Source organism: Cupriavidus necator A5-1, assembly GCF_000744095.1.
Classification (GTDB): domain Bacteria; phylum Pseudomonadota; class Gammaproteobacteria; order Burkholderiales; family Burkholderiaceae; genus Cupriavidus; species Cupriavidus necator_A.
The window spans coordinates 287347-308639 of sequence record NZ_JQLI01000001.1 but is presented as its reverse complement, the minus strand read 5'-3'; the positions used below and the strand labels follow the sequence as shown (position 1 = coordinate 308639).

Sequence of the window (21293 nt, the reverse complement as noted above, 5' to 3'; positions counted from 1 at the left end):
GATTGGATGTTTATCGATGACAAACATAGAGTTGCACCTGCGCACCGGACCGCAGTCACGACGGGCGCACGATGACAATAATCCGTGGAGACAACGATGACTTCCCTGCTTGCGCCTGGCCCTGGCGCCATGGACACCCTCCCTGCCGACGGCACGCTCGGCACGCTCGTTGGCCGCGCCTGGCTGCCGCCTACTGATGCAATGCCCGCCGGACCGTCAGTGGTGGTGGTGCGAGCCGATGGCGTGTTTGACATTTCCGAAGCCGCGCCAACCATGAGCAGCCTGCTCGAGCACGACGATCCCGTGGCCACAGTGCGCGCCACGCTTGGCCGATGGATCGGCAGCCTGGACAGCCTGCTTGCCGGTGCGCCCGTCAGCACGAGTAACCCCGCGGCAGCGCACCTGCTCGCACCGTGCGACCTTCAGGTGATCAAGGCAGCGGGAGTGACGTTTGCCGGCAGCCTGATCGAGCGCGTTATCGAGGAGCAGACCAAGGGCGACCCGCAGGGCGCGGCAGAGGTACGCACCAGGATCCGGTCGCTGGTGGGTGACCGTCTTTCCAGCATCCGGCCGGATTCTGCCGAGGCACGTGAACTCAAGGCCCTGCTGATCGCGCATGGCATGTGGTCGCAGTACCTCGAAGTCGGCATCGGTGCTGATGCCGAGATCTTTACCAAAGCACCGTTGCTGTCCGGCCTGGGCACTGGTGCAGATATCGGCCTGCACCCCGGATCGGCGTGGAACAACCCCGAACCCGAGATCGTGCTGGCGGCCAACAGCTGTGGCCATTTGGTGGGGGCCACGCTTGGCAATGACGTCAACCTGCGCGATTTCGAGGGCCGCAGCGCGCTGCTGCTCGGCAAGGCCAAGGACAACAACGGCTCCTGCGCGATCGGGCCATTCCTGCGCCTCTTCGACGAAAGTTTTTCGCTCGACGACGTGCGCCGCGCCAAGGTGGAATTGCGTGTCGATGGCGAGGACGGCTTCGTCTTGTCCGGTACCAGTTCGATGGACCAGATCACGCGCGATCCGCTCGACCTGGTCGCGCAGGCGATGGGCGCCACCCATCAGTATCCCGACGGCTTCATGCTGTTTCTTGGCACGCTCTTTGCGCCCGTGGAAGACCGCGACGCGCCGGGCGGCGGCTTCACGCACAAGGACGGCGATATCGTCCGCATCTCCAGCCGGCAGCTTGGCACTCTGGTCAACCGGGTCGGCCGAAGCGACCGCATCGCACCCTGGACCTTCGGCGTGCGTGCCCTGATGGCAAATCTTGCGGCACGCGGACTGCTCGGCGCATCGCTCTGAACGCGCCGGGACGGCGCCCCCCCCTGATCAAGGCACAACCCCGCGCAAGCGAAAGACGGGGATGCCGCTACTCACGAGCCCGCCGCAAGCGGATTCGCACCGGAGACAACCCATGCAGACTCAAGCTGCAAAATATGAGCCGTTGGCCAGCGCAGTAAGCAAGGCCCGCCTACGCCTCACGCCTTTCCTTGCGCTGATGTTCGCCCTGTCGATGCTTGACCGTTCCAACGTCGGCTTTGTCAAGCAGGCGCTGATGGTCGATTCGAATATCGGTAATGCAGCCTATGCGCTGGGCGCCGGCATCTTCTTTATCGGCTATGCCGTGTTCGAGATTCCGAGCAACCTGATCCTGCACCGGGTCGGCGCCAGGGTCTGGCTGAGCCGAATCATGATTACCTGGGGGCTGGCTTCGGCAGCCATGATGTTCGCGCACGACGAGACCTCGTTCTACGTGCTGCGCTTTATTCTTGGCGTAGCCGAAGCCGGCTTCTCGCCTGGCGTGATCCTGTACTCGACCTACTGGTTTCCCGCCAGCCAGCGCGGCAAGGCACTTGGTGTCTATTACTTCGGCTTGCCAGTGGCACTGGTGCTCGGCAGTCCGCTCTCCGGGCTGCTGCTCGATGTGATGGGTGGCCAGCTCGGCCTGCGCAACTGGCAGTGGATGTTCATCATCGAAGGGCTGGCAGCATCGGTGGTTGGCGTGATCGCCTTCTTCTACCTGGTCAGCAAGCCGCGCGACGCGAAGTGGCTGAGCGCCGACGAGAAGGCCGCGCTGGAAGCCGCGATGGCTGCGGAAGACAACCACAAGATCGCGCATGGGCCGGCCACCGCGCTGAGCGCGCTGGGCAACTGGCAGGTGCTGCGCTTCGTAGCCATCTACTTCGCGATCCAGGTCAGCGTTTATGGCGTCATCTTCTACCTGCCGACACGTATCTCGGAGCTGACCGGCACCGCGGTCGGCGCCAAGGTCGGCCTGCTGACGGCGATCCCCTGGTTCTGTGCCCTGGTTGCACTGCGCTTCATCACGGGCATCGCAGACGCAAAGGGCAAGCAACGGGAATTTGCCATGGCCATGCTCGCCATGGCGGCCACCGGCATCGCACTGTCGACGCTGGGCCACGAGCTGGTGCCGGTATTGCTAGCCTTCTGCCTCGCGACGGTCGGCTTCGTCGTCGTCCAGCCGCTGTTCTGGACGCTGCCCACTGCATATCTGAGCGGCACCGCCGCGGCCAGCGGCATCGCCCTGATCGGTGCGCTGGGCAATCTCGGCGGCTTTATCGCCCCGACGGTGAAGACCGCGGTCGAATCGGCCTTCCACAGCCAACAGGCGGGCATGCTGGCGCTGGCAATCGCCGGCATGATCGGCGTGCTGCTCCTGAAGAGCGTTGGCGCACATGCCCGCCGCGCATCCGCCTTACGGCTCGGCTCGTCCGAGGCCGCGTGACCGGCCCATCCGCATTCCTTGCACTCCAAGAACCTGACATGACCATCCTCGGACATCACTACATCGGCGACAAACGCAGCGCGCAGGGCAACCTGCTCTACAGCGTCGACGCCGTGACGGGCGAGCGGCACCCGGTAAGCTTCCATGAGGCGACCGAGGCCGAAGTCGCGGCTGCGGCGCAGGCCGCACACCAGGCCTTCCCCGCCTTCCGGGCCAGCAGCCCGGCCGAGCGCGCCGCACTGCTTGAAGCGATCGCCGAAGAGATCGACGCGCTGGGTGATGCGTTTATCGCCGCGGCCAGCCGCGAGACCGCACTGCCGGCGGCGCGGCTGGAAGGCGAGCGCAAGCGCACCAGCAACCAGATGCGCATGTTTGCCGCCACGGTGCGGCGCGGCGACTATCTCGACGCACGCATCGACCGCGCGCAGCCCGAGCGCAAACCCCTGCCGCGCCCCGATCTGCGGCAGTACCGCATCGGCGTGGGCCCGGTGGCGATATTCGGCGCCAGCAATTTCCCGATCGCCTTCTCGGTGGCGGGCGGCGACACGGCATCGGCACTGGCGGCCGGATGCCCGGTGGTAGTGAAGGCGCATCCGGGCCACATGGTCACGTCCGAATACGTGGCCGACGCGATCGAGCGCGCCATTGCCCGCAGCGGCGCCCCGGCCGGCGTCTTCAACATGATTTACGGCACCGCGGCCACCGGTGCGGCGCTGGTATGGGCATCGCAGATCAAGGCCGTTGGCTTCACCGGCTCGCTTGCCGCGGGCCGGGCGCTGTTCGACATGGCACAGGCGCGGCCGGAGCCGATTCCGGTGTTCGCCGAAATGTCCAGCGTGAATCCGGTCTTCCTGCTGCCCTCCGCGCTGACCGACCGCGGTACGCAAATTGCCCGCGAACTGGCGGCTTCGGTCACCGTCGGCTGCGGCCAGCTTTGCACCAACCCCGGCCTGGTGCTTGGGATCCGCTCCCCCACCTTCGATGCGTTCCTGGCGGAATTCGGCACGGCACTTGCCCAGGCGGAGCCGCAGGCGATGCTCGGCACCGGCATCCACGACAACTTCCGGCGCGGGCTGGCCAGCCTGCGCGCGATCCCCGGCATTGAAGCGCTGGCGGCGGTGGAGGCAGACGGCCGCATCGGCGGACATCTGCTCAAAGCCGAGCGGGACTTGCTGTTTGCGCAGGATCGCTCGCTCGAGGAAGAAGTATTCGGTCCGTCGACAGTAGTCGTGGCGCTGGATTCGGTCAGCGATTTCCTGGCCTTTGCCGAACAGATGCGCGGGCAGTTGACGGCCACATTGTTGGCAAGCGAAACCGACCTCCAGCGCAATGCCAGGCTTGTGGAATTGCTGGAAACGAAGGTCGGCCGGCTACTCTTCAACGGCTATCCGACCGGCGTGGAAGTCAGTGACGCCATCGTGCACGGCGGCCCCTATCCGGCGACCACCGATGCGCGTGGCACCTCGGTTGGCAGCGCTGCCATCGAACGCTTCCTGCGACCGGTGTGTTATCAGAACTATCCCAATGTCAGCCTTCCCCCGGCCTTGCGCGACGCCAACCCATGGAATCTGACTCGCCTGGTCGACGGCGTGTCGACACGGGATGCGGTGCCCGGCAAACGCGCCCTGGAGGCGGCAGCATGAGCGCCATCCTGGAGAACGAAACGGCAAGCCCGGCCAGCGACGCCGCCACTACCTTTGAGCCGGTCGTGCGCCTGCATCCTGACGACGACGTGGTCATTGCGCGCCAGCAACTGGTCGCAGGGACGTCCCTGGACACAGGGCTGGCGGTACGCGGCCTGGTGCCCGCCGGGCACAAGCTGGCAGTGCGCGCGATCGAGGCCGGTGCGCCAGTGCGCCGCTATGGGCAGATCATAGGTTTCGCCACGCGCGCCATCGTGCCGGGCGAGCACGTGCATACGCACAACCTGTCCATCGGTACGTTCGAGCGCGACTACGCTTTCGGCACCGAGGCACGGCCTGGCGCCACGGTGCTGCCGCGTGCGCAGTTCATGGGCATTGTGCGCGCCGACGGGCGGGTCGGCACGCGCAACTACATCGGCATCCTGACCTCGGTGAACTGCTCGGCAACCGCCGCACGGGCAATAGCCGATCATTTTCGCCGCGACCTCAACCCCCATGCGCTGGCCGACTATCCCAACGTGGACGGTGTGGTGGCACTGACCCATGGGCAAGGCTGCGCGGTAGATGGAGAAGGGGAAGGCCTCGAGATGCTGCGGCGTACCCTGGCCGGCTACGCCCGCCACCCCAACTTTGCCGCGGTGCTGATCGTCGGGCTGGGCTGTGAAACCAACCAGATCGATGGCCTGCTGGAGGGCCAGGGACTGACACGCGGCGCCGCCTTGAGGACGATGACGATCCAGGCCACCGGCGGCACCGCCCGCACGGTTGCGGCCGGCATCGATCAAGTCGGGGCGATGCTGCCCGACGCCAACCGGGTGGAACGCGAAGCCGTCGATGCAAGCCACCTGGTGGTCGGGCTGCAATGCGGCGGTTCGGATGGCTACTCCGGCATCAGCGCCAACCCGGCGCTGGGTGCCGCGGTGGACCGGCTGGTGGCACACGGCGGCACCGCCATCCTCTCTGAAACCCCGGAAATCTATGGCGCCGAGCATCTGCTGACGCGCCGCGCCGTGTCGCCGGAAGTCGGCCAGAAGCTGATCGAACGGATCCGCTGGTGGGAGGCGTACTGCGTGCGCATGAACGCCAGCCTGGACAATAACCCGTCTACGGGCAACAAGGCCGGCGGTCTCACCACGATCCTCGAGAAGTCGCTCGGGGCCGTGGCCAAAGGCGGCACCACCAACGTTGTCGATGTGTACCGCTACGCGGAGCCGGTCGATGCCCACGGACTGGTATTCATGGACACGCCCGGCTACGACCCAGTCTCCGCCACGGGTCAGGTGGCGGGCGGCGCCAACCTGATCTGTTTTACCACCGGACGCGGCTCGGCATACGGTTGCGCGCCGGCGCCGTCGTTGAAACTAGGCACCAATACGGCCTTGTGGGAGCGGCAGCAGGAGGATATTGATCTCAATTGCGGCGCGGTCATCGACGGTACGCGGACCATCGAAGCGCTTGGAGAAGAGATTTTCCGGCTGATGCTGATGGTGGCTTCCGGGCAGCAGTCAAAGAGCGAACTGCACGGCTATGGCCAGAATGAGTTCGTACCCTGGCAACTGGGGGCGATCACATAAGTCCTGTCCAATCACGAAGCGGCCGCAACTGCGGGTATCGATCCTCATTCGACGCGAAGGGTGGCTTTCATGGTCGGATGCAACGTACAGGTGTAGGGAAAAACGCCGTCCTTCCTGGGCACATACTTCCACGATTTGCCTGGCGCGATGTTCTTCGAGTCGAATGCACCGGACGGTGCTGTCACTGTGTGGGGGAAGGGGTCCTTGTTGACCCACACGACAACGTCTCCGGGCCGCACGCGGAGGGTCTGCGGTTCGAAACGGGTCCCATCCATTATCACGATGTGCGTGACGGGCTTGGCGCTCGCCGGCAAAGCCGACCCGGCCAGCACCAGTCCCGCTGTAAGCCAAAGCGCCGCAGCCCGAGATCGGATTTCCGAGCGTGCCACGCCGGGAGTTACTGTTTCTTGCCGAGCGAGCCTTGTATCTGCTTGGCATGCTCCAGGTGGGCCACAAAGGCAGGCCGTACTTTCACCAACAGGGATTTCAGCTCTTCGTTCTTGGCATTGGGAATCAAGGTCTTGTCCATCGCGTCGATCACCGCCTGGTGATACGTGACCTCGTTGTCGATATAGGCGCTATCGAACTGCGCGCCCTTGAGACCCTTGAGATTCCCTAAATTCTTCTTTCCGTCTGCCTTGAGACTGGCGCTGGTCGGATTATCTCAGGCTTGACTTTGAGCTTCTTCACAAGGGCATTGGCCGACTTGTTGACGCCGGTATGGTCGGTGATCATCTGTTACGCAAACGCTTTGACGTCCTTGGCGGATGCCTTTGTTTTGGCCAGTTTGCCGGCGTCGATATCGACCTGGTTCGCCGTGACAACGATCGCGGCGATCTGGGCATCGTTGGGCGTATCCTGGGCAAGCACTGTTCCGGCCTGGGTCGCGGCGTGGGCCTGGCGCTCGGCACCCAGGTCCGCCTGCCTGAGACTGCGCCAAAATGGGGCGAACTCCCTGACTCCCGCTCTTCGCATCGAGATCCGTGCCAGTGAGTTCAGTGCGGCGTACAGCGAAACGAGTTCACGCGCGTCTCGCGCGCGGGTCGGCTTTGGCGTGTTCGATCGCCGTAAGTGTTTCTAAGTCCAGCACTGCCTGGGCGTCGGACGAAATGGCAAACAGTTTGCCGTCGATGTCATGGACGTGTAACTGCTCAAGGGTGACAGCATCCGTCACCAGCGCGCGGCCGGTCAGGCGCAGCGCGGCTTGGAGATGTGATTGTCCCGAGACGATCCGGTAATTACGTCCTTCTGATTGTCTCACCACCGCGTCAGTGGGGATCTCGTTGAGCTCGATAGTGCCGAATCCGGGGAGCGACATTTCCTCGATGCGATTCTTGATGCAGGCGACCATCACGGCCGCGCCCGGGCGCTCGGTTGCCACAAGCCGTTCATATTGACCGAGGAGGATGTTGGCCTTCTCGATTGAGGGCGTCGTATAGACAAAGGATTGGATGGCGGTCGGCGGGCGAGTCAACCGGGTCGCCATGATCGCGAATGCCCAGTCCCTTTTGTAATTGCAGTGTGGGCAAACCCAGCCGTATTTGGTGGCAATCAGGATGCCAGGGGCGCCACCTTCGACTCCGTGGCGATGATCGGCGCTGTTCCTGCAGATGAAGGCGCGCAGAACCGGGCCGCCGAGGCCGACCTGGTTCTCGTTGAGCTTCTGGACCTGATCGTCGGTGAACGGTGCGCGAATGTAACTCATGGCATTTGAGACGGCAGCTTCCGCGTGGCGTGGCTATCGCCGCGCAGCCGGCACCCGGGACGCTCGGGGGAGTCTGCCCGGCGGCTAACAGAAACGCTGGGCGCCAAAACACACTGCGGCCGCCTCCATCCAGTGTATGCCCGGGAGAAGGTCTATGTTGCTTTGGCCGGGCCCGAACCCTCTGTGTGCTGCTCGACCTCAATCCATTCCCAGGAATGGCCGGAATTGCGGCCTCGCGAACTGGCGCGCAGGCGCGGTACCCCAACCCGCGCACGCTGGGCGCAGCGGGCATCCGGGCGCTCCTGGACGACGCGTTCCACGGCCGGCGGCCGGGTGGTGATACCGGCCCCGAAAGCCTGCCGGCATAGCGTGCGAGTGTAGCGCTTCGCACTCGCACGCCAGTTCGTCAGCGATAAACCAACACCGGAATCCGGCAGTGCGTCAGCTCCCGTTGCGTTTCACTGCCGACCAGCAGGCTTTCCAGCCCGCGTCGTCCGTGCGACGCCATGAAGATGACGTCACATCCATGCTTGGTCGCCGCCTCGATGATCCCCTGGTACGGAATCGAGATCGTCATTTCGGTCTGGCATGTGACGCCTGCTGCCTTGGCATCCGCCACAACCTCGGCCAGCCTGGCGTTGGCCACTTCTGCCGCACGTCCTTCGAACGCCTCGCGGCTTGGATGCCCGGCATCTCCCAACGACAAACGCGACTGCAGACAACCTCACCAAGCATTTCTAACTCAGCTTTCTGCCAAACTGACCAGCGTCTTGAGCTCGTCCCCGCTAAGACTACCGATCCACTGTTCGCCCGTGCCGACTGCCAAGTCGGCCAGTTCCCGCTTGGCGCGAATCATGTCATTGATACGCTCTTCAAACGTAGCGCGAGTGATGAATCGGTGGACCTGAACGTTGCGCTGTTGGCCAATGCGATAGACTCGGTCCGTTGCCTGCGCTTCCACCGCTGGATTCCACCATAGATCGTAGTGGATGACGTTGGAGGCCGCGGTCAGATTTAGCCCTGTCCCGCCGGCTTTGAGCGACAGGATAAAAACACGCTCGGTACGGTCGTTTTGAAATCGCTCGACCATCGCATCTCGACTGGTTCGCCCGACACCCCCATGCAGAAATAGCGGATCGCGGCCATATCGCTGTCGCAGCCAACTGCAGAGCAGGTTTCCCATCTCGCGGAACTGGGTGAAGACCAGCACCTTTTCGTGGCTGGCGTGGATATCGTCGATGAGTTCAAAGAAACGCTCCGCTTTGCCAGACGCCGCCGCGTCGGCCTGTCCCTGTTTCAAATATTGCGCCGGATGGTTACAGATCTGCTTCAATGCCAGAATCATCTGCAGCACCAGGCCTTGGCGCTTGAAGGTGTCGGATTCCCCCGAGATGACTCGCAATCCTTCCTGTACCACCGATTGATACAGCGCCGTCTGGGCCTTGGTCAGCGTGCAGTATTGATTCTGCTCGATCTTGTCGGGCAGATCGCTGATGATGGCCTTGTCGGCTTTCAGGCGTCGAAGCAGGAAGGGGGCCGTGACCCGCTTGAAGCGCTGCACGACATGCTGATCGCGCTGGATCTGTATCGGCATCGCATATTCCCGCGCGAATTGGTTGAGGCTTCCCAGATAGCCCCGGTTGGCAAAGTCCAGGATGCTCCAGTACTCGGACAAGCGGTTCTCCACCGGCGTCCCACTCATGGCAATAAAGCTGCTGGCCGCGATCGCTTTCACGGCCTTGGTCTGGGCGGCAGCCGGGTTCTTGATGTTCTGGGCCTCATCCACTACGACGACGCGCCATGCCAAGGCATGGAGGGTAGCAGCAGCCGTACGCGCGATGCCGTAGGTCGTCAGCAGGACATCAGGCCGAATCACCGCGAGCTCACGCTTGCTGCCGTGGAAGATGCCAACGCTCAGGTTGGGGGCGAAACGACCAATTTCCTTCTGCCAATTGGTCAACAAACTGGTAGGCACGATGACCAGGGCCTTGGCGTCGTCAAGCGCGCCATCCTCCTTGAGCTTTTGCAGCGTAGCGATGACCTGCAGTGTCTTGCCCAACCCCATGTCATCGGCGATCACGCTGCCCAAACCGATTCGCGCGTTGCGATAAAGCCAGGCATAACCCCGCTGCTGGTAAGGGCGTAGGGTGGCGTTGATACCACGAGGCAACGGGACCGTGCCCGCTTCCACCAAATCTTGAATGATCTTGCGGGCCTTGGCATCCAGGCCAACGGTCGTGCCGGCGAATTCGCCTGCGAGGGCCACGCGCAACAGTTCAGCGCCCGAAGGTGCCAATGGCTTAAGCAGTTGGGCACGCAGGCGCTCGATCTCTTTGGGATCCAGATAGACGTACGCCCCTTTGAAACGTACAACGCCTGCGGCATCCTTCACCAACCTTTCAAACTCGGCGCGCGTAATCAGATGGTTACCGACGGCCACTTTCCAGTCGAAGGCAAGAACATCGTCGGCGCGAAAAAATCCCGCAGTATCGGTCGCCGTACCCTTGATCTGCATGGACAGGCGAGGTCGCAGTAGATGGTCGAGCGCCTTCGGTAGCAGCGCGCGAATCCCGAGCAAGCGGATTACCGGTAGCGTATCAAACAGCAAGGCCGGCAGCTCATCCGCAGCAATCTTGACCGGGGCCTTGGCGCCAGCACTGATGTAGGCATTGAGCGGTTGGAAAAACTCGGCCACTAGCGCGATTGTCTGCAGAATGCCAAAACGGGCCTTCGACCAGGCCTCATCGGTCAGAATCGCTGCCAGTGGTACTGGTTTCTTCAGCGCTGCCGAACGATGCTCGATCGCGAGTGCCAGCCCGAAATGGCCCGCTTTTGCCTCCTCGAGGCATAGCACCGGTACATGTTCTCGGCGCGCCAAATGAAATCGGGATAGCCAGGTGTGGATGCCAGCGGCAATCTCCCCCTCACCGGGACCGTCATACCGTGCCCGCCCGGTGCGGAAGAACATCGCCAGCGTTTTATTCGCAGAGGGCTTTTCCTTGGTGCCATCCGACCATGCGTGAATGAAGTGGTTCAGAAACAGGGAACATAGGAATGTTGCCTGGGCCTCCTGGGTGAGGACGGCTCGCTTCCTTCCCTGCCCCGTCTTGACCATGCCAGATGGCAACGCAGCGGCAAGACGCTGCATGAGATTACCGACGACATCATCGAGCGTGGCCGGAAACCAGTGCAGCACGACAGTATCGGTATCCGCCAAGAGGATCTGGGGCACCACCGCGCCACGCGCGATCAACTGCAGCGCCAGCAGTCGCACGTGGAACAGCGCGGCAACTTCAGGTTGCAAGTCTGGCAAATTGCGCACATCCACGTGTGCCAATGCTGCTTCCAGTGCATCGATGGTGGTGACGTCCTTCGTACCGTACACCGAAGGCTGCAATCTTGCGTCCAATGCAATCACCGGTCGGTCATCACCAGATAGCGTGACGATCTGAGCGTTGACGCCGGCATCCATGGCTTGTCGCGCCGCCTTACCCACCCGTGCCAGCACACGCCGCAATGTCTCGCGGAAATCTCCGTTGGGAAAGAACGTGGGTTGTGCCGGCAGCACGTGCAGCAGTGGACCGGTCAGGTCCGGAATCCCGGACAAATCAAGCTGATCAAGCACAGCAACATCCCCCGCATCAACTGGTGTCTCTGCGCCGGTCGGCAGCAACTCGGTCAATGAGGGCAGCACAGCCCCACCTGCCGGCTCCAGGTGGATATCGCGCGACTTCAAGGCTGTCGCCAGGTCGACACCCCGCAATGCAAACACCAGGAACGGATTGCCATCGATTTCCCGGCTCAAGAGGTAAATCACTGCAGCCAGGTGTTTGCAAGGCACGGCCCAATCGGGGCAGGAGCATTGCATATCGAGGTCCTTCCATCTGGTGGGAAAGACGGAAATCCCCAGCTTGCGTGCGTGATCCAGCACCGCCGGATCTAGTTCCCGGTTGAGCATCCGGGCGATCAGGGTGGGCTCGGTAGCGATGGCATCCAGGAGCCGTGTGGAATCCTTTGCGGGAAGCGCTGGCACCGCAATCGTGACCTGGTAGGGACGTGGCCGGGAGCCCTGTACCTGGGCTTGAATCGTTCCAGCCCTGACGACAAGATCCTTGACCGCCCCTTTGTTGGCATAGGCTCGTCCACGCGGCAGACGGTTGTCGTAGTCGATGTGTGTCAGGGCATTGAGCCATTGCTCGCCCCACCACGTTCTACCGAAAGATTGTCGCGCCACTGGGCCAGAATCCCTTCAACGTTCGGTGGATTTGCAGGTCCGGGGACCAAGAGGGTGTACCAAGATAGGGGAATCTGCAGCACAACCGTACCGTTCCCCTCGCACGCTTGCCACGGCAGGCGCTCGCCGCACTGCGCGGGACGCGCAATTGTAATAGCGGTTTTGGCGATTGTTGGCATCCCCCAACTTCATGCCGTCGAGCATTGACGCCCCAATTTGGCGCCCCCATTCTCGACGCCGTGCGAGCCTCGAGAATAGCCGTGTCGCCAATCATTTTTTTTCTACCCGACGCGGAAAAATTCCACACTCTGCCCCGCATTGACCGCCCGCCGCAGCCAATCGGGCATCTCGCCCTGCTCGTCCCAGCTCATTCCCTGGGCGTTGCGGTAGTAGACCGGCGGTGGCGGTGGTGGCGGCGGATCGAAGCACCCCCCGCCTCCAACCCTGCCATCGTCAGCCCATACTCGGCCATCTGGTCCTGGATCCAGCGGATCGCGTCCGCCCGCCCATTGTTGCCTGTCATCGCTGTCGTAATGCCGTCGCTGTCGTCATCCGGGTTGAGGGAAGCCGTAGGCGCACTCTGTTCTTCGGCCTCTTCTTCGCCCTGCTTTTCGCTCTGTGCTTCCTTCTCGGTCGGCGCCGGGCGGGCCTTGCGCCGCCGCCCGCCACCATCGTCCCGCTCGCGCGGCGCCACACGCAATTCTGCCAGCAGCTGGCGCGCCAGTGCCGCTTCGGCTTCGGCGCGCTCGGCTCGGCGCTGCGCCGCAGCGACTTCTGCTCGCACGGTTTCCAGGTCGCCCGCTGACTTGCGGAGCCAAGCGGCATCCCGGCTTGCTAGTAGCAGCAATGTTGAAATAGGTGGCGCGCTGTCCGAAACAGAGCAGTCACAAAATTCGTTGTTAACCGAAGCGCAAGCTATCCAATGATTCTCTCGACAAGTCGGAGTACCTCCTCGTCAAGACTGCTATTGAACGCCGACAGGGTAATCTGTCAGCTGCAGCAAGAGATCTAGGCATTACACGCACTCGCATTGCATACCAGGCGAAAAAGTTCGAACTACTTCACCTCTGTAGACCAAGATCGTAGACTACCAGCCTCGAATCTATTCGTCTGGCCCATTCTGGGGTGATCGTACTTTCCGTGCATTTTCTGGCGGTTTGTCCCGGAAAGTGCCGATCCATCAAGGACTTACACATACACAGATCGCGCGAGACTCATTGCGGCGAAAAGCCTTGCCACAGGGCGGCTGCGAGCCCTCCTACCGCCATTTTTACACGGAAAGTACGATCACCCCTTATCTGGCACAAGCCGAACCCGATGCCGGAGAGCGTGCGCGACCGCTGCACCAAGGCCCACGAATATCTGGTCCTAATGGCCAAGAGCGATCGCTACCGGTGCGATATGGAGGCGATCAAGGAGCCGGCGGCCTACGGAGTCACACCTACCGGTGTCGGTTTCGGGCATTGGTTCGACGCCGAGCCCAAGGCGCGCGTACGGACCCCGGCTGGTTGGGACACGGCCGCCGGTGGCCACCGCGAACTGACCGGCCGCTACTCCAAGCGGAATAGCTTCGCGCGCGAGACGAAGTACTCGGCCGGCGAGCATGGCCAGAAGGCGCAGCACCGCGCAGGCAGGGCGGACGTCGACTACAGCCAGACGCGGAACAAGCGCTCGGTTTGGACCATTCCGACGCAGTCCTTCACTGGCGCCCACTTCGCCACTTTCCCCGAGGCGCTTGTAGAGCCCTGCATTCTTGCCTGCAGCCCGACGGCGACATCGTGTTCGATCCATTCATGGGCTCGGGCACGGTGGCCAGTGTCGCCCAGCGCCTGGGCCGCCGCTGGCTCGGCGCAGAACTGAATCCCGACTACATCACGCTCCAGGCTGAGCGTACGCGGCAGCCGGGGCTGGTGCTGGAGGTCGAGAATTGAAATCACCCCGCAACCTCATGCCATCCGGCGACGGGGTCGTTCTTGTCGTTCTCGTAGTGCCATTTCGTTCCGCATATCGAACACGTGTAAGACGTCGTGACAATACCGGCCTGCCCCAATGGTTGGAACTTCTCACGCCCTGTTTCTACGAGCGCATCGTGCCCGCGCTCTCCGCGCCTGTCCGTGACGATCGCATTGCACGCATCGCATTTGGCCATTTTCGCCTCCCGGTTGACGAAGGAATCCTAGCATGATCAAAGAACGCCCCATCCTCTTCAGCGGCGCCATGGTGCGCGCCATCCTGGATGGCCGGAAGATGCAGACGCGGCGCGTGGTGAAGCCGCAGCCCAAGGTGAGCGAGCAAGGCAACCTCATGGGCGACTGGCTGGCCAAGCCGCTCGCCGGACTCCTGCTGCCGCACCTGCAGGACATCACGATCCACTGCCCTTACGGCCAACCGGGAGACAGGTATGGTGCGCGAGACGTGGGCACAGCCCGCTGCCCTAGGTCCGGGCCCGACCGTCTACCGCGCGGACTATCCCGCGTGCGTGCCACGCGGCTTCGAGAACATCCCGCCGGCCGAGGCGATCACGTGGAAGCCGAGCATCCGTATGCCGCGCGCAGCGTGCCGCCTGGTGCTTGAGGTGGCTGGCGTGCGCGTCGAGCGGCTGAACGACTGCAGCGAGAAAGATGCCCTTTCAGAAGGCGTATCGATTGATCGGGATAGCGGACATTTCGTAGATAGTCCGGACGCGCGCCACGCATCCGCCGTTGGGGTCCCCGCGGTTCACGCATTCAGATCGCTCTGGAACTCCATCAACGGGGCCGGCGCGTGGGGGGCAAATCCCTGGGTGTGGGTGGTGGAGTTCAGGAGGGTTCAGACATGAGCTTCAACCCACGCCCTCGCCCAGACGAGGCCTTCCGCGACTGCCCGCTGGAAGCTCGGGTAAAAGCCAATCGGATCGGAGGTCTCCAGCACTTGGGTCCCCTTCTCTACGGCCCCCGAAGCTTCGAACGAGCTGTCCCCATGGGCTTTGCAAAGCCTCGAATGGTGTATCCCCCGTAGGTCTCTGTTGCCATAGTCGCCCCCGTCCCTTTCGGAGGATCGTAGCATGATCGAATCCATCATCAAGCCGAAACGCCCACGCAGCGCCCTGATCAGTCCGCGTTGTTCGGGCCGTCGCAGTGTGCCGGCCGGGCCTTGATCATCTGTTCGAGGTTCTGCCCCCGCATGGCGATGTGGAACCAATCGAGGATGCACTCACTGCGGTCTCCAAAGCCGAACTGGGCAAACCGTACGGTATCCCCGCCGCCCGAGAGAAAAGTGACCGGTTGACCGGGCTGCACACCTTATCGCAGAAGAAATTTCAACATACGATCGAATGGAAGGGACCTCCCTATCCGACCCGGTAAAACTCCACCGTCTGCCCCCGCATTGACCGCCCGCCGCAGCCAGTCCGGCATCTCGCCCTGCCCGTCTCAGCTGAGCCCCTCGGCGTTGCGGTAACAGGCCGGGCGCTGGATTGGCGGCGGTGGCGGCGGCGGATCAAAGCACCCGGCTGCCTCCAGCTCCTCCATCGTCAGGCCGTAGTCGGCCATCTGCGCCTGGATCCAGCGGATCGCGTCCGCCCGCTCATTTCTCGTTGCCATCGTTGCCGTCATTCGGGTTGAGAAGGGCCGCGGGCGTGGTCCGCCCCTTGATTCGTTGTTGGCGCCGGGCCGCCGGCCTTGCGCCGCCGCCCGCCGCCACCATCCCGCTCGGAGAGCGCGCCAAAGCGGGGGCTAGACTAAGCGGCAATGCGGTGGTCTTCTCCGCCGGCGATGGATGGATACCATCGTTCAACGTGCGATCTGAGCTGGTCATTGAGCACGGCCGTCCCGGATTTGTAGCAGGTCGTGCGCGTGCAGAGGCCGCCAGGCAATCTGTTGCCGTTTGACGAACCTCTTGCTGACCACCTGGTTGACCGCCGACTCGGCGAACCCGATGCGATGGGCTCCCCGTGGCGATAGCGGTCACCGTCACGATGAAGTGCCGGTTGTTGTCCAGGCAGACTGAACTCCTCAAGCTTGCCGAGGAGCTTGGCCTCTTCGGGGCTGGCCTCAGCCTCAAGATCCCAGCCGAGGGTTTCCAGTCGGCGCAACGCTGGATAGGGGCAGCCATGCCACAGGTGTGCCACTTGGGGTCATCGTACTTTTGGTGCGACATCTGGCGGCTTGGCTTCGAAAGCCTATGCGGATCAAGGACTTGAAAAGATGTGCGACGCGGAGAACGAGGCTGGCCAGGAAGCCTTGCTGCAAGCAGCGCTCCAGTTGGCTACCGCCAGATATTCCGCCAAAAGTACGACGACCCTGTCGAGAAAGTCAAACCTAAACAGGGAGAGTAGGCGTGTCGAACGATGTCACCAGGTACCCAGCCCGCCGACACTTTTGTCGACGCCGCCAGCCGCCCCCCCCTTAATTGCCTCTCCCCCGCAATCCGCAGTAACCTCTGTCCATACGGCAGGCACATGCCGCCCACCGTCCCCACCACAGAGGAGCCCCCGCCATGCCGCGCAGACGACAGTTCCTTGGCTACCTTCCGCTCGCGCTGACTACCGGCATGGCTGCCACAGTGGCCCTCGGCAGTCGGCAGGCCCGCGCCGCAGCCATGCTGGGCGAGCAGGAGCCGCAGGCGCTCAAGGTCGGCTACAAGGCCGATTCCTCCAAGGTCGATTCGCAGAAATATCCCAGCCACAAGCTATCCCAGACCTGCGCCAACTGCCAGCTTTACCAGGGTGACGAGGGCAGCGCCGCCGGCGGTTGCGCGCTGTTCGGCGGCAAGGATGTCGCGGCGAAGGGGTGGTGCAGCGCCTGGGAGCAGGGCTGACATCGTACGTTGCATCGATGCAGGAAGCGTGCTGCCTTGAACATGCCAAGAACCACGCTGGAGCAGTGGCGCGTGGTGCGGGCCCTCGTGGCGCATGACGGCTATGCCCCAGGCGGCCGAGGCACTGCACCGCAGCCAGTCGTCGGTGAGCTACATGGTCGCCCGGCTGCAGGAGCAGCTCGGCCTGGAGCTGTTTTCGATGGAAAGGCCGCAAGGCGCGGCTGACCAAGAATGGAGCGGCAAGGCGGTCGTGTTCTCCTCCGGCGATGGAAGGGATACCATCGCTCAACGTGCGATCTGAGCTGGTCATTGAGCACGGCCGTCCGGATTTGTAGCAGGTTGTGCGCGTGCCGAGGCCGCCAGGCCATTTGCTGCCGTTTGACGAACCGCTTGCTGATCACTTGGTTGACGGCTGACTCGACGAAACCCGATGCAATCGGCTCGCCGTGGCGATACCGGTCACCGTAGTTCACGATGAAACTCCGGTTGTTGCCCAAATAGACGATGAACTCCTCGAGCCTGTCACGGAGCTTGGCCTCTTCGGAGCTGGCCTCGGCGTCCAGATCCCAGCCGAGGCTTTCCAGTCGGCGCAACGCTGGGTAGGGGCAACCGTGCCACAAGTGCCACTTGGCACCTTGCAGCGCCTTGATCAAGGTCGCGTTGCTCGGGCCATCGCTGTGTGCTGGCCGACCCTTGATCATCTGTTCGAGTTCTGTACCCGCATAGCGATGTTGAGCCAATCGAGGATGCACTCACTGCGGTCCCCAAAGCCGAACTGGGCAAACCGTACGGTATCCCCGCCGTCCGACAGGAAGGTGACCGGTTGACCGGGTTGCACACCTTCTCGCCAAAGGAAGGTCAGCATGCGATCAACTGGCCGCTGTTCCAGCTTGTGCACGTAGGCAAAGCTGTGGCCGGCACCCTGATCCCGCATGGACTTCCCGACGATCACTTCAAACCAGCCGTCCTGGCGGCGCCTGTGCCCCGCCAGCCGCCGCCGTCAATGCCAACCGCGCGCACCGGACTGGGTTCCGGGAAACCGGGCAAACAGGTTCTCGCCACCATCTTGACCTGCGGCCGGGCGTCCGTGGTCTGGTCCGCTTCCAGCCGGCGACCGAGTGTGGTGACTTGGCGCCGAATCGAGCTGGCCGCCAGCACATGATCGAGCGGTAACACCTCCTGCAGGACGTTGACGGTCAGGGCATAGGACATCAGCGCTGCAAACTTGACCTCGAGATACTGCAGCTCTGGGCTGACGCGCTCAGGCAGACAGCTGGCGACCGGACTGAAGCTCGGTGCGTCAGCCCTTGCCCTTGCATTGTCGGCAGGGATACAGCCTGGGACTGTCAATCGACAGTCGCCCGAACGCACTTCTGAAGACCAGGTGATGGTGGCCCTTGCAAGCCAACTGCGCACCGCACGTGGGGCAACCGCTGGTCCGGGCAGCCGCCTCTGCAACCTGTGCCGCGACCATCGTGCGCTGCAGCCGACCCAGCAACGATTTCGCCTCCTCCAGATGCAGGCCCAGCGATCCAGCGTCAAAGGCCGTTCGCTCGAACTGGGCGATCTCCGTGACGGTGGCCGGCGCGCCCCCTTCGTCCTGCACTACGAGTTGCAAGCTGATACGCATGGCCGCCCTCCTCCCTTCTATGAGCAGTGGTTTGTCAAGTCCCTTTGGGAGGTTGGGGCTAGTCGACCGACGATCAAACTTCCTACGTGCGGCATAGTCTGAAGCCGTTTGTGCGCGCGTCAGACGTGACGTCTGACCACCTTCTATCCGCCGGCGCTTGGCCGGCCTCGTCCTGCATGCGCATTACGCCGGAATCATCAACCAGGAGACATGCCCCATCTTGGTAAATCGGTTGCATCAGCAACCCGGGAGGAGAACGGGCATGTTCACCTCAGACCGTTTGTGCTTGCGTAGTTGCCCTGACCGACCGTTACCTCCTTCCTGCAAAACTTTTTTTGGGAGCCTACGCTGACTTCAGCCGTGCGCCTTCGGGAATCTCACCGTCTTTCAGATAGCGCCACAGCGCAATGGCGAGTCGCCGTGCGACTGCAACGATCGCGATGCGCCGGGCCCGCCGGTTTGGTCCCGTGCTCTGGGTGCGCGCGTTGAACCAGCGCGTGAGTGCACTGTCGGGTTGGTGGCGCAGCCAGCACCATGCCATCTCGACCAGTAACGCGCGCACTCGTCGGTTGCCCTGTTTGCTGATGCCCTGGTCGACCTGGCTCTCGCCGCTGTCGTAGGGCTGGGGCACCAGACCGGTACAGGCACCAACTTGGCGCCGGTTGCTGAAGTCCCTCCAGAACAGTTCGAGCGCGAGGCGCGACGCGCCCACTTCGCCAATCCCTTTCAGGCGGGCCAGGTCATCGCGTCGATTGCGCGCGGGTGCGGGCAGGCTTGCCTGCCGCGTCTTCTCCAGCGCCGTGAGTTGCTGTTGTGCCAGCGCCAGCCGTTCGCACTCGCGCAGCAGCCGCTCGCGCATTTCGGGCGGCAACGGCGCGCCGTCGTGACACTTCACCTCGTCACGGGCGAGCCGGCCGGCGAAGTGCTTGTGATCCACCTCATCCCAGCAGCCGAACGTGGCCAGCAGTTTGCGCATGCGGTCGCGGTGCTGCAGCACTTCCTTCTGCAGTTGCCCGCGATCGCGCATCAGGTGCCGCGACGCTTCGTCCTGCGGCGATGGCGCGTGAACCACGTGCATGCGGTCGCGCTCGCCGCGTAGCCATGCGCGCAGGTTGATCACCAGCTTGATGACATCGAGCCGGTCGGTCTTCGCGCGCCGCTTGTGGCGTTCAACCGGAATGCTGGCCGGATCGATGACGTAGCACTTGATGCCGTGCGCCTGAAGCGCGCGACAGATCCAGAACCCGTCCTGGCCGGCCTCGTAGCTTACGACGACGCGCAGCCCGGCTGGTAGGGACCACTTCTTTTTGTGCTGTTCGATCAGGTCCAGCACCTCCTGCAGACGCGCTGAGGCTTGCGGCTGCGCGACCGTATGCACCGCAGGCTGCTCGCGGTGACCGTCGTGTAACGCGACCTTCCACTTCGCGGCCGCCAGTTCGAGCGATACCGCCAACACCCGCTCCTCGATATCTGTACGCATGATGTCTCCCCTGTGAGCCAAGCACGACACGCTGATTTTAAGCATCGGTTTGTCCTGTCTCATAGGATCTTGGCGCACCATTTTTCTCTAACCTCCAAGTACCTCTCCAGCCCGCCGACGTCCTCTGGCGGACAAGCGCCAAATCCCGCCACACAGCGTGGCCGCCCCTCAGGATGCTGCTGCAGCGTGCGCCGCTCGACTCGGATATCGTGCCGCCACCAGGCATTGAGGTCGTACACGTAGACGAAGCCCTCTTGCTCGCGCAGAGCGAATGCACTCAGCGTCAGCGCGGTAATCGTCGTGGAAAATTGCAGAGCGCCCTCGCGGGCTTCGCTGTACCGCTGGCCACGAATGATGAACTGGTGCAGATGATCGTCCGTCCAGCCCATGGCCGCCTGGATGACCTCGTGAAGCTGAGCCAGCGTGATGTGCTCAGGAATGAGCACACGTCACCAGACCGGCGGGCTCAAGCCGCGTAGAGCAATTCGGGGTTGAAGGACGGAGGTTACCGGCCAAGGATCGGAAGCCATGCGCGCATTGTAGGTGGCTCATTAGCCTCTCATCGGAAAACATCGTCGTTGCCCCCGTTTTGGCGCGGTCTCGTGTAGCGCGTCCAGGCGGTGTCGCTCTACCCCACGTTTTCCTCCCTCGAGGCTTGTCCGGCGCCTGCCCGGCCGGTTCCGGCGCAGCGTCCCCCCCAGCGCGCGCGAGCAGGCATCGGACAACCCCTTAACATTCTCGGCCGTTTGACAACCAACAGTCGAATGGCCAGCCAGAGCGCGGCCACTTATTCCCAGCGCTCGTCCCTGACCTGTACCTTGCCGGCCTCCACCCGAACCGGAAAGGTCGCCACCGGCTCGTAGGCGGGCGGGGACAGCGCCTCGCCCGTAATCAGGGAAAAGTGCGAGCCGTGGCGCGGGCAGACAACTTCCTGGCCTTCCACGTCACCGCCGCAAAGCGGCTCGGCCTCGTGCGAGCAGAGGTCCTCGATGGCGTAATAATTGCCACCCACATTGAATACCGCGACCTGTACGCCATCGACATCGACGCTGCGGCAAGTGCCGGGCGCGAACTCGTCGGCCCGGGCGACATCGATCCACTCGCTCATCTCAGAGCAGCCCCAGTTCCAGGCGCGCCGCCTCGCTCATTCGTTCTCTCGACCAGGGCGGGTCCCACACCAGTTCAACCTCGACTTCGTTCACCCCGCGGGCTTCCATCACGGCGCCCTCCACCACACCGGGGAAGGTCTGCGCCACCGGGCAGCCCGGTGCGGTCAGCGTCATGCGGATGCCCACCTTGCCGCTGGCTTCGTCCACCGATAACTGGTAGATCAGGCCAAGGTCATAGATATTGACCGGTATCTCGGGGTCGTACACGGTGCGCAAGGCCGCTATCACCCGCCCCTCGAGGCTGTCCGGCTCAGGCTCGAACCTGTCTTCGTGTTCCTCGGCCTTGCGCAGCCAATCGATCATGCTCAT

13 protein-coding genes and 11 pseudogenes are annotated in these 21293 nt (G+C 63.1%); 9 read left to right on the top strand and 15 right to left on the bottom strand.

What is annotated here, in order from left to right; translation table 11 throughout:
• The first annotated feature begins 96 nt into the window (after positions 1–96).
• From K307_RS01540 to K307_RS01525, 4 genes are all read left to right on the top strand, one after another.
• Entirely contained in the window at positions 97–1308 is a 1212-nt protein-coding gene (locus tag K307_RS01540; RefSeq protein ID WP_051974565.1) for a fumarylacetoacetate hydrolase family protein, read from the top strand.
• A gap of 112 nt (positions 1309–1420) precedes the next feature.
• Entirely contained in the window at positions 1421–2752 is a 1332-nt protein-coding gene (locus K307_RS01535; protein WP_042875888.1) for an MFS transporter, read from the top strand.
• A 38-nt stretch (positions 2753–2790) separates the two neighbouring features.
• The gene (locus K307_RS01530; RefSeq protein WP_042875886.1) at positions 2791–4395 is read left to right on the top strand and encodes an aldehyde dehydrogenase (NADP(+)); all 1605 of its coding nucleotides are present in this window, start codon (positions 2791–2793) and stop codon (positions 4393–4395) included.
• Complete coding sequence (locus tag K307_RS01525; RefSeq protein ID WP_080744818.1) at positions 4392–5969, top strand: UxaA family hydrolase; 1578 nt, start codon at positions 4392–4394, stop codon at positions 5967–5969. Before K307_RS01530 ends, K307_RS01525 begins: the two co-directional genes overlap by 4 nt.
• A gap of 44 nt (positions 5970–6013) precedes the next feature.
• Here the strand turns inward: K307_RS01525 and K307_RS01520 are convergent, their stop codons facing one another.
• The 6 genes and pseudogenes from K307_RS01520 to K307_RS01495 all read right to left on the bottom strand — a co-directional run bounded on the left by K307_RS01520 (position 6014) and on the right by K307_RS01495 (position 12431).
• A complete protein-coding gene (locus tag K307_RS01520; protein ID WP_268989202.1) occupies positions 6014–6301 on the bottom strand; it encodes a cupredoxin domain-containing protein in 288 nt (95 codons plus the stop codon).
• Positions 6302–6366: 65 nt separating this feature from the next.
• A pseudogene (locus tag K307_RS01515) lies at positions 6367–6839 on the bottom strand (DUF4142 domain-containing protein).
• Positions 6840–6990: 151 nt separating this feature from the next.
• A complete protein-coding gene (locus K307_RS01510; RefSeq protein WP_042875884.1) occupies positions 6991–7674 on the bottom strand; it encodes a hypothetical protein in 684 nt (227 codons plus the stop codon).
• 406 nt (positions 7675–8080) lie between these two features.
• Positions 8081–8341 (bottom strand): annotated as a pseudogene (locus tag K307_RS01505) (universal stress protein); the annotation flags it as partial.
• A 75-nt stretch (positions 8342–8416) separates the two neighbouring features.
• Positions 8417–11908: a DEAD/DEAH box helicase gene (locus K307_RS01500; RefSeq protein ID WP_042875883.1), complete on the bottom strand. Its 3492-nt coding sequence runs from the start codon at positions 11906–11908 to the stop codon at positions 8417–8419.
• A 281-nt stretch (positions 11909–12189) separates the two neighbouring features.
• Positions 12190–12431 (bottom strand): annotated as a pseudogene (locus K307_RS01495) (H-NS histone family protein).
• A gap of 428 nt (positions 12432–12859) precedes the next feature.
• On the opposite strand from K307_RS01495, the pseudogene K307_RS50225 reads away from it, so the two are divergent.
• The 3 pseudogenes from K307_RS50225 to K307_RS50825 form a co-directional block, all read left to right on the top strand.
• Positions 12860–12994: pseudogene (locus K307_RS50225) on the top strand (helix-turn-helix domain-containing protein); the annotation flags it as partial.
• A 195-nt stretch (positions 12995–13189) separates the two neighbouring features.
• A pseudogene (locus tag K307_RS50830) lies at positions 13190–13839 on the top strand (DNA-methyltransferase); the annotation flags it as partial.
• Between the two features lie 253 nt (positions 13840–14092).
• A pseudogene (locus tag K307_RS50825) lies at positions 14093–14726 on the top strand (hypothetical protein).
• 304 nt (positions 14727–15030) lie between these two features.
• On the opposite strand, the pseudogene K307_RS01465 reads toward K307_RS50825, so the two are convergent.
• From K307_RS01465 to K307_RS48850, 3 pseudogenes are all read right to left on the bottom strand, one after another.
• A pseudogene (locus tag K307_RS01465) lies at positions 15031–15225 on the bottom strand (ISKra4 family transposase); the annotation flags it as partial.
• A gap of 11 nt (positions 15226–15236) precedes the next feature.
• A pseudogene (locus tag K307_RS01460) lies at positions 15237–15489 on the bottom strand (H-NS histone family protein).
• A gap of 137 nt (positions 15490–15626) precedes the next feature.
• A pseudogene (locus K307_RS48850) lies at positions 15627–16010 on the bottom strand (ISKra4 family transposase); the annotation flags it as partial.
• A 374-nt stretch (positions 16011–16384) separates the two neighbouring features.
• On the opposite strand from K307_RS48850, the gene K307_RS01450 reads away from it, so the two are divergent.
• Both K307_RS01450 and K307_RS50820 read left to right on the top strand, forming a co-directional pair.
• Positions 16385–16705, top strand: a complete 321-nt coding sequence (locus K307_RS01450) for a high-potential iron-sulfur protein (RefSeq protein ID WP_042875876.1) — start codon at positions 16385–16387, stop codon at positions 16703–16705.
• Between the two features lie 94 nt (positions 16706–16799).
• Positions 16800–17006: a helix-turn-helix domain-containing protein gene (locus tag K307_RS50820; RefSeq protein WP_063771650.1), complete on the top strand. Its 207-nt coding sequence runs from the start codon at positions 16800–16802 to the stop codon at positions 17004–17006.
• Here the strand turns inward: K307_RS50820 and K307_RS50815 are convergent.
• From K307_RS50815 to K307_RS01425, 6 genes and pseudogenes are all read right to left on the bottom strand, one after another.
• Positions 16978–17725, bottom strand: a pseudogene (locus K307_RS50815) (ISKra4 family transposase); the annotation flags it as partial. The gene K307_RS50820 and the pseudogene K307_RS50815 sit on opposite strands and share 29 nt — an antisense overlap.
• Before the next feature lie 77 nt (positions 17726–17802).
• Positions 17803–18335 (bottom strand): annotated as a pseudogene (locus K307_RS50810) (ISKra4 family transposase); the annotation flags it as partial.
• Positions 18336–18678: 343 nt separating this feature from the next.
• Positions 18679–19815 carry an IS110 family transposase gene (locus tag K307_RS01440; RefSeq protein ID WP_042875874.1) on the bottom strand — a complete coding sequence of 379 codons (1137 nt, stop codon included), beginning with the start codon at positions 19813–19815 and terminating at the stop codon, positions 18679–18681.
• A gap of 59 nt (positions 19816–19874) precedes the next feature.
• On the bottom strand, positions 19875–20261 hold the full coding sequence (locus K307_RS01435; RefSeq protein WP_051974561.1) for a plasmid pRiA4b ORF-3 family protein: 387 nt from the start codon (positions 20259–20261) through the stop codon (positions 19875–19877).
• A gap of 341 nt (positions 20262–20602) precedes the next feature.
• Complete coding sequence (locus K307_RS01430; protein ID WP_042875873.1) at positions 20603–20923, bottom strand: Rieske (2Fe-2S) protein; 321 nt, start codon at positions 20921–20923, stop codon at positions 20603–20605.
• A 1-nt stretch (position 20924) separates the two neighbouring features.
• The gene (locus tag K307_RS01425) at positions 20925–21293 is read right to left on the bottom strand and encodes an SUF system Fe-S cluster assembly protein (protein WP_042875872.1); all 369 of its coding nucleotides are present in this window, start codon (positions 21291–21293) and stop codon (positions 20925–20927) included.

What these genes read in the sequence shown, in the direction of transcription:
- K307_RS01540 (WP_051974565.1), top strand. Translation starts at nt 97, where the DNA reads ATGACTTCCCTGCTTGCGCCTGGCCCTGGCGCCATGGACACCCTCCCT.
- K307_RS01535 (WP_042875888.1), top strand. Translation starts at nt 1,421, where the DNA reads ATGCAGACTCAAGCTGCAAAATATGAGCCGTTGGCCAGCGCAGTAAGC.
- K307_RS01530 (WP_042875886.1), top strand. Translation starts at nt 2,791, where the DNA reads ATGACCATCCTCGGACATCACTACATCGGCGACAAACGCAGCGCGCAG.
- K307_RS01525 (WP_080744818.1), top strand. Translation starts at nt 4,392, where the DNA reads ATGAGCGCCATCCTGGAGAACGAAACGGCAAGCCCGGCCAGCGACGCC.
- K307_RS01510 (WP_042875884.1), bottom strand. Translation starts at nt 7,674, where the DNA reads ATGAGTTACATTCGCGCACCGTTCACCGACGATCAGGTCCAGAAGCTC.
- K307_RS01450 (WP_042875876.1), top strand. Translation starts at nt 16,385, where the DNA reads ATGCCGCGCAGACGACAGTTCCTTGGCTACCTTCCGCTCGCGCTGACT.
- K307_RS50820 (WP_063771650.1), top strand. Translation starts at nt 16,800, where the DNA reads ATGACGGCTATGCCCCAGGCGGCCGAGGCACTGCACCGCAGCCAGTCG.
- K307_RS01440 (WP_042875874.1), bottom strand. Translation starts at nt 19,815, where the DNA reads ATGCGTACAGATATCGAGGAGCGGGTGTTGGCGGTATCGCTCGAACTG.
- K307_RS01430 (WP_042875873.1), bottom strand. Translation starts at nt 20,923, where the DNA reads ATGAGCGAGTGGATCGATGTCGCCCGGGCCGACGAGTTCGCGCCCGGC.
- K307_RS01425 (WP_042875872.1), bottom strand. Translation starts at nt 21,293, where the DNA reads ATGAGCATGATCGATTGGCTGCGCAAGGCCGAGGAACACGAAGACAGG.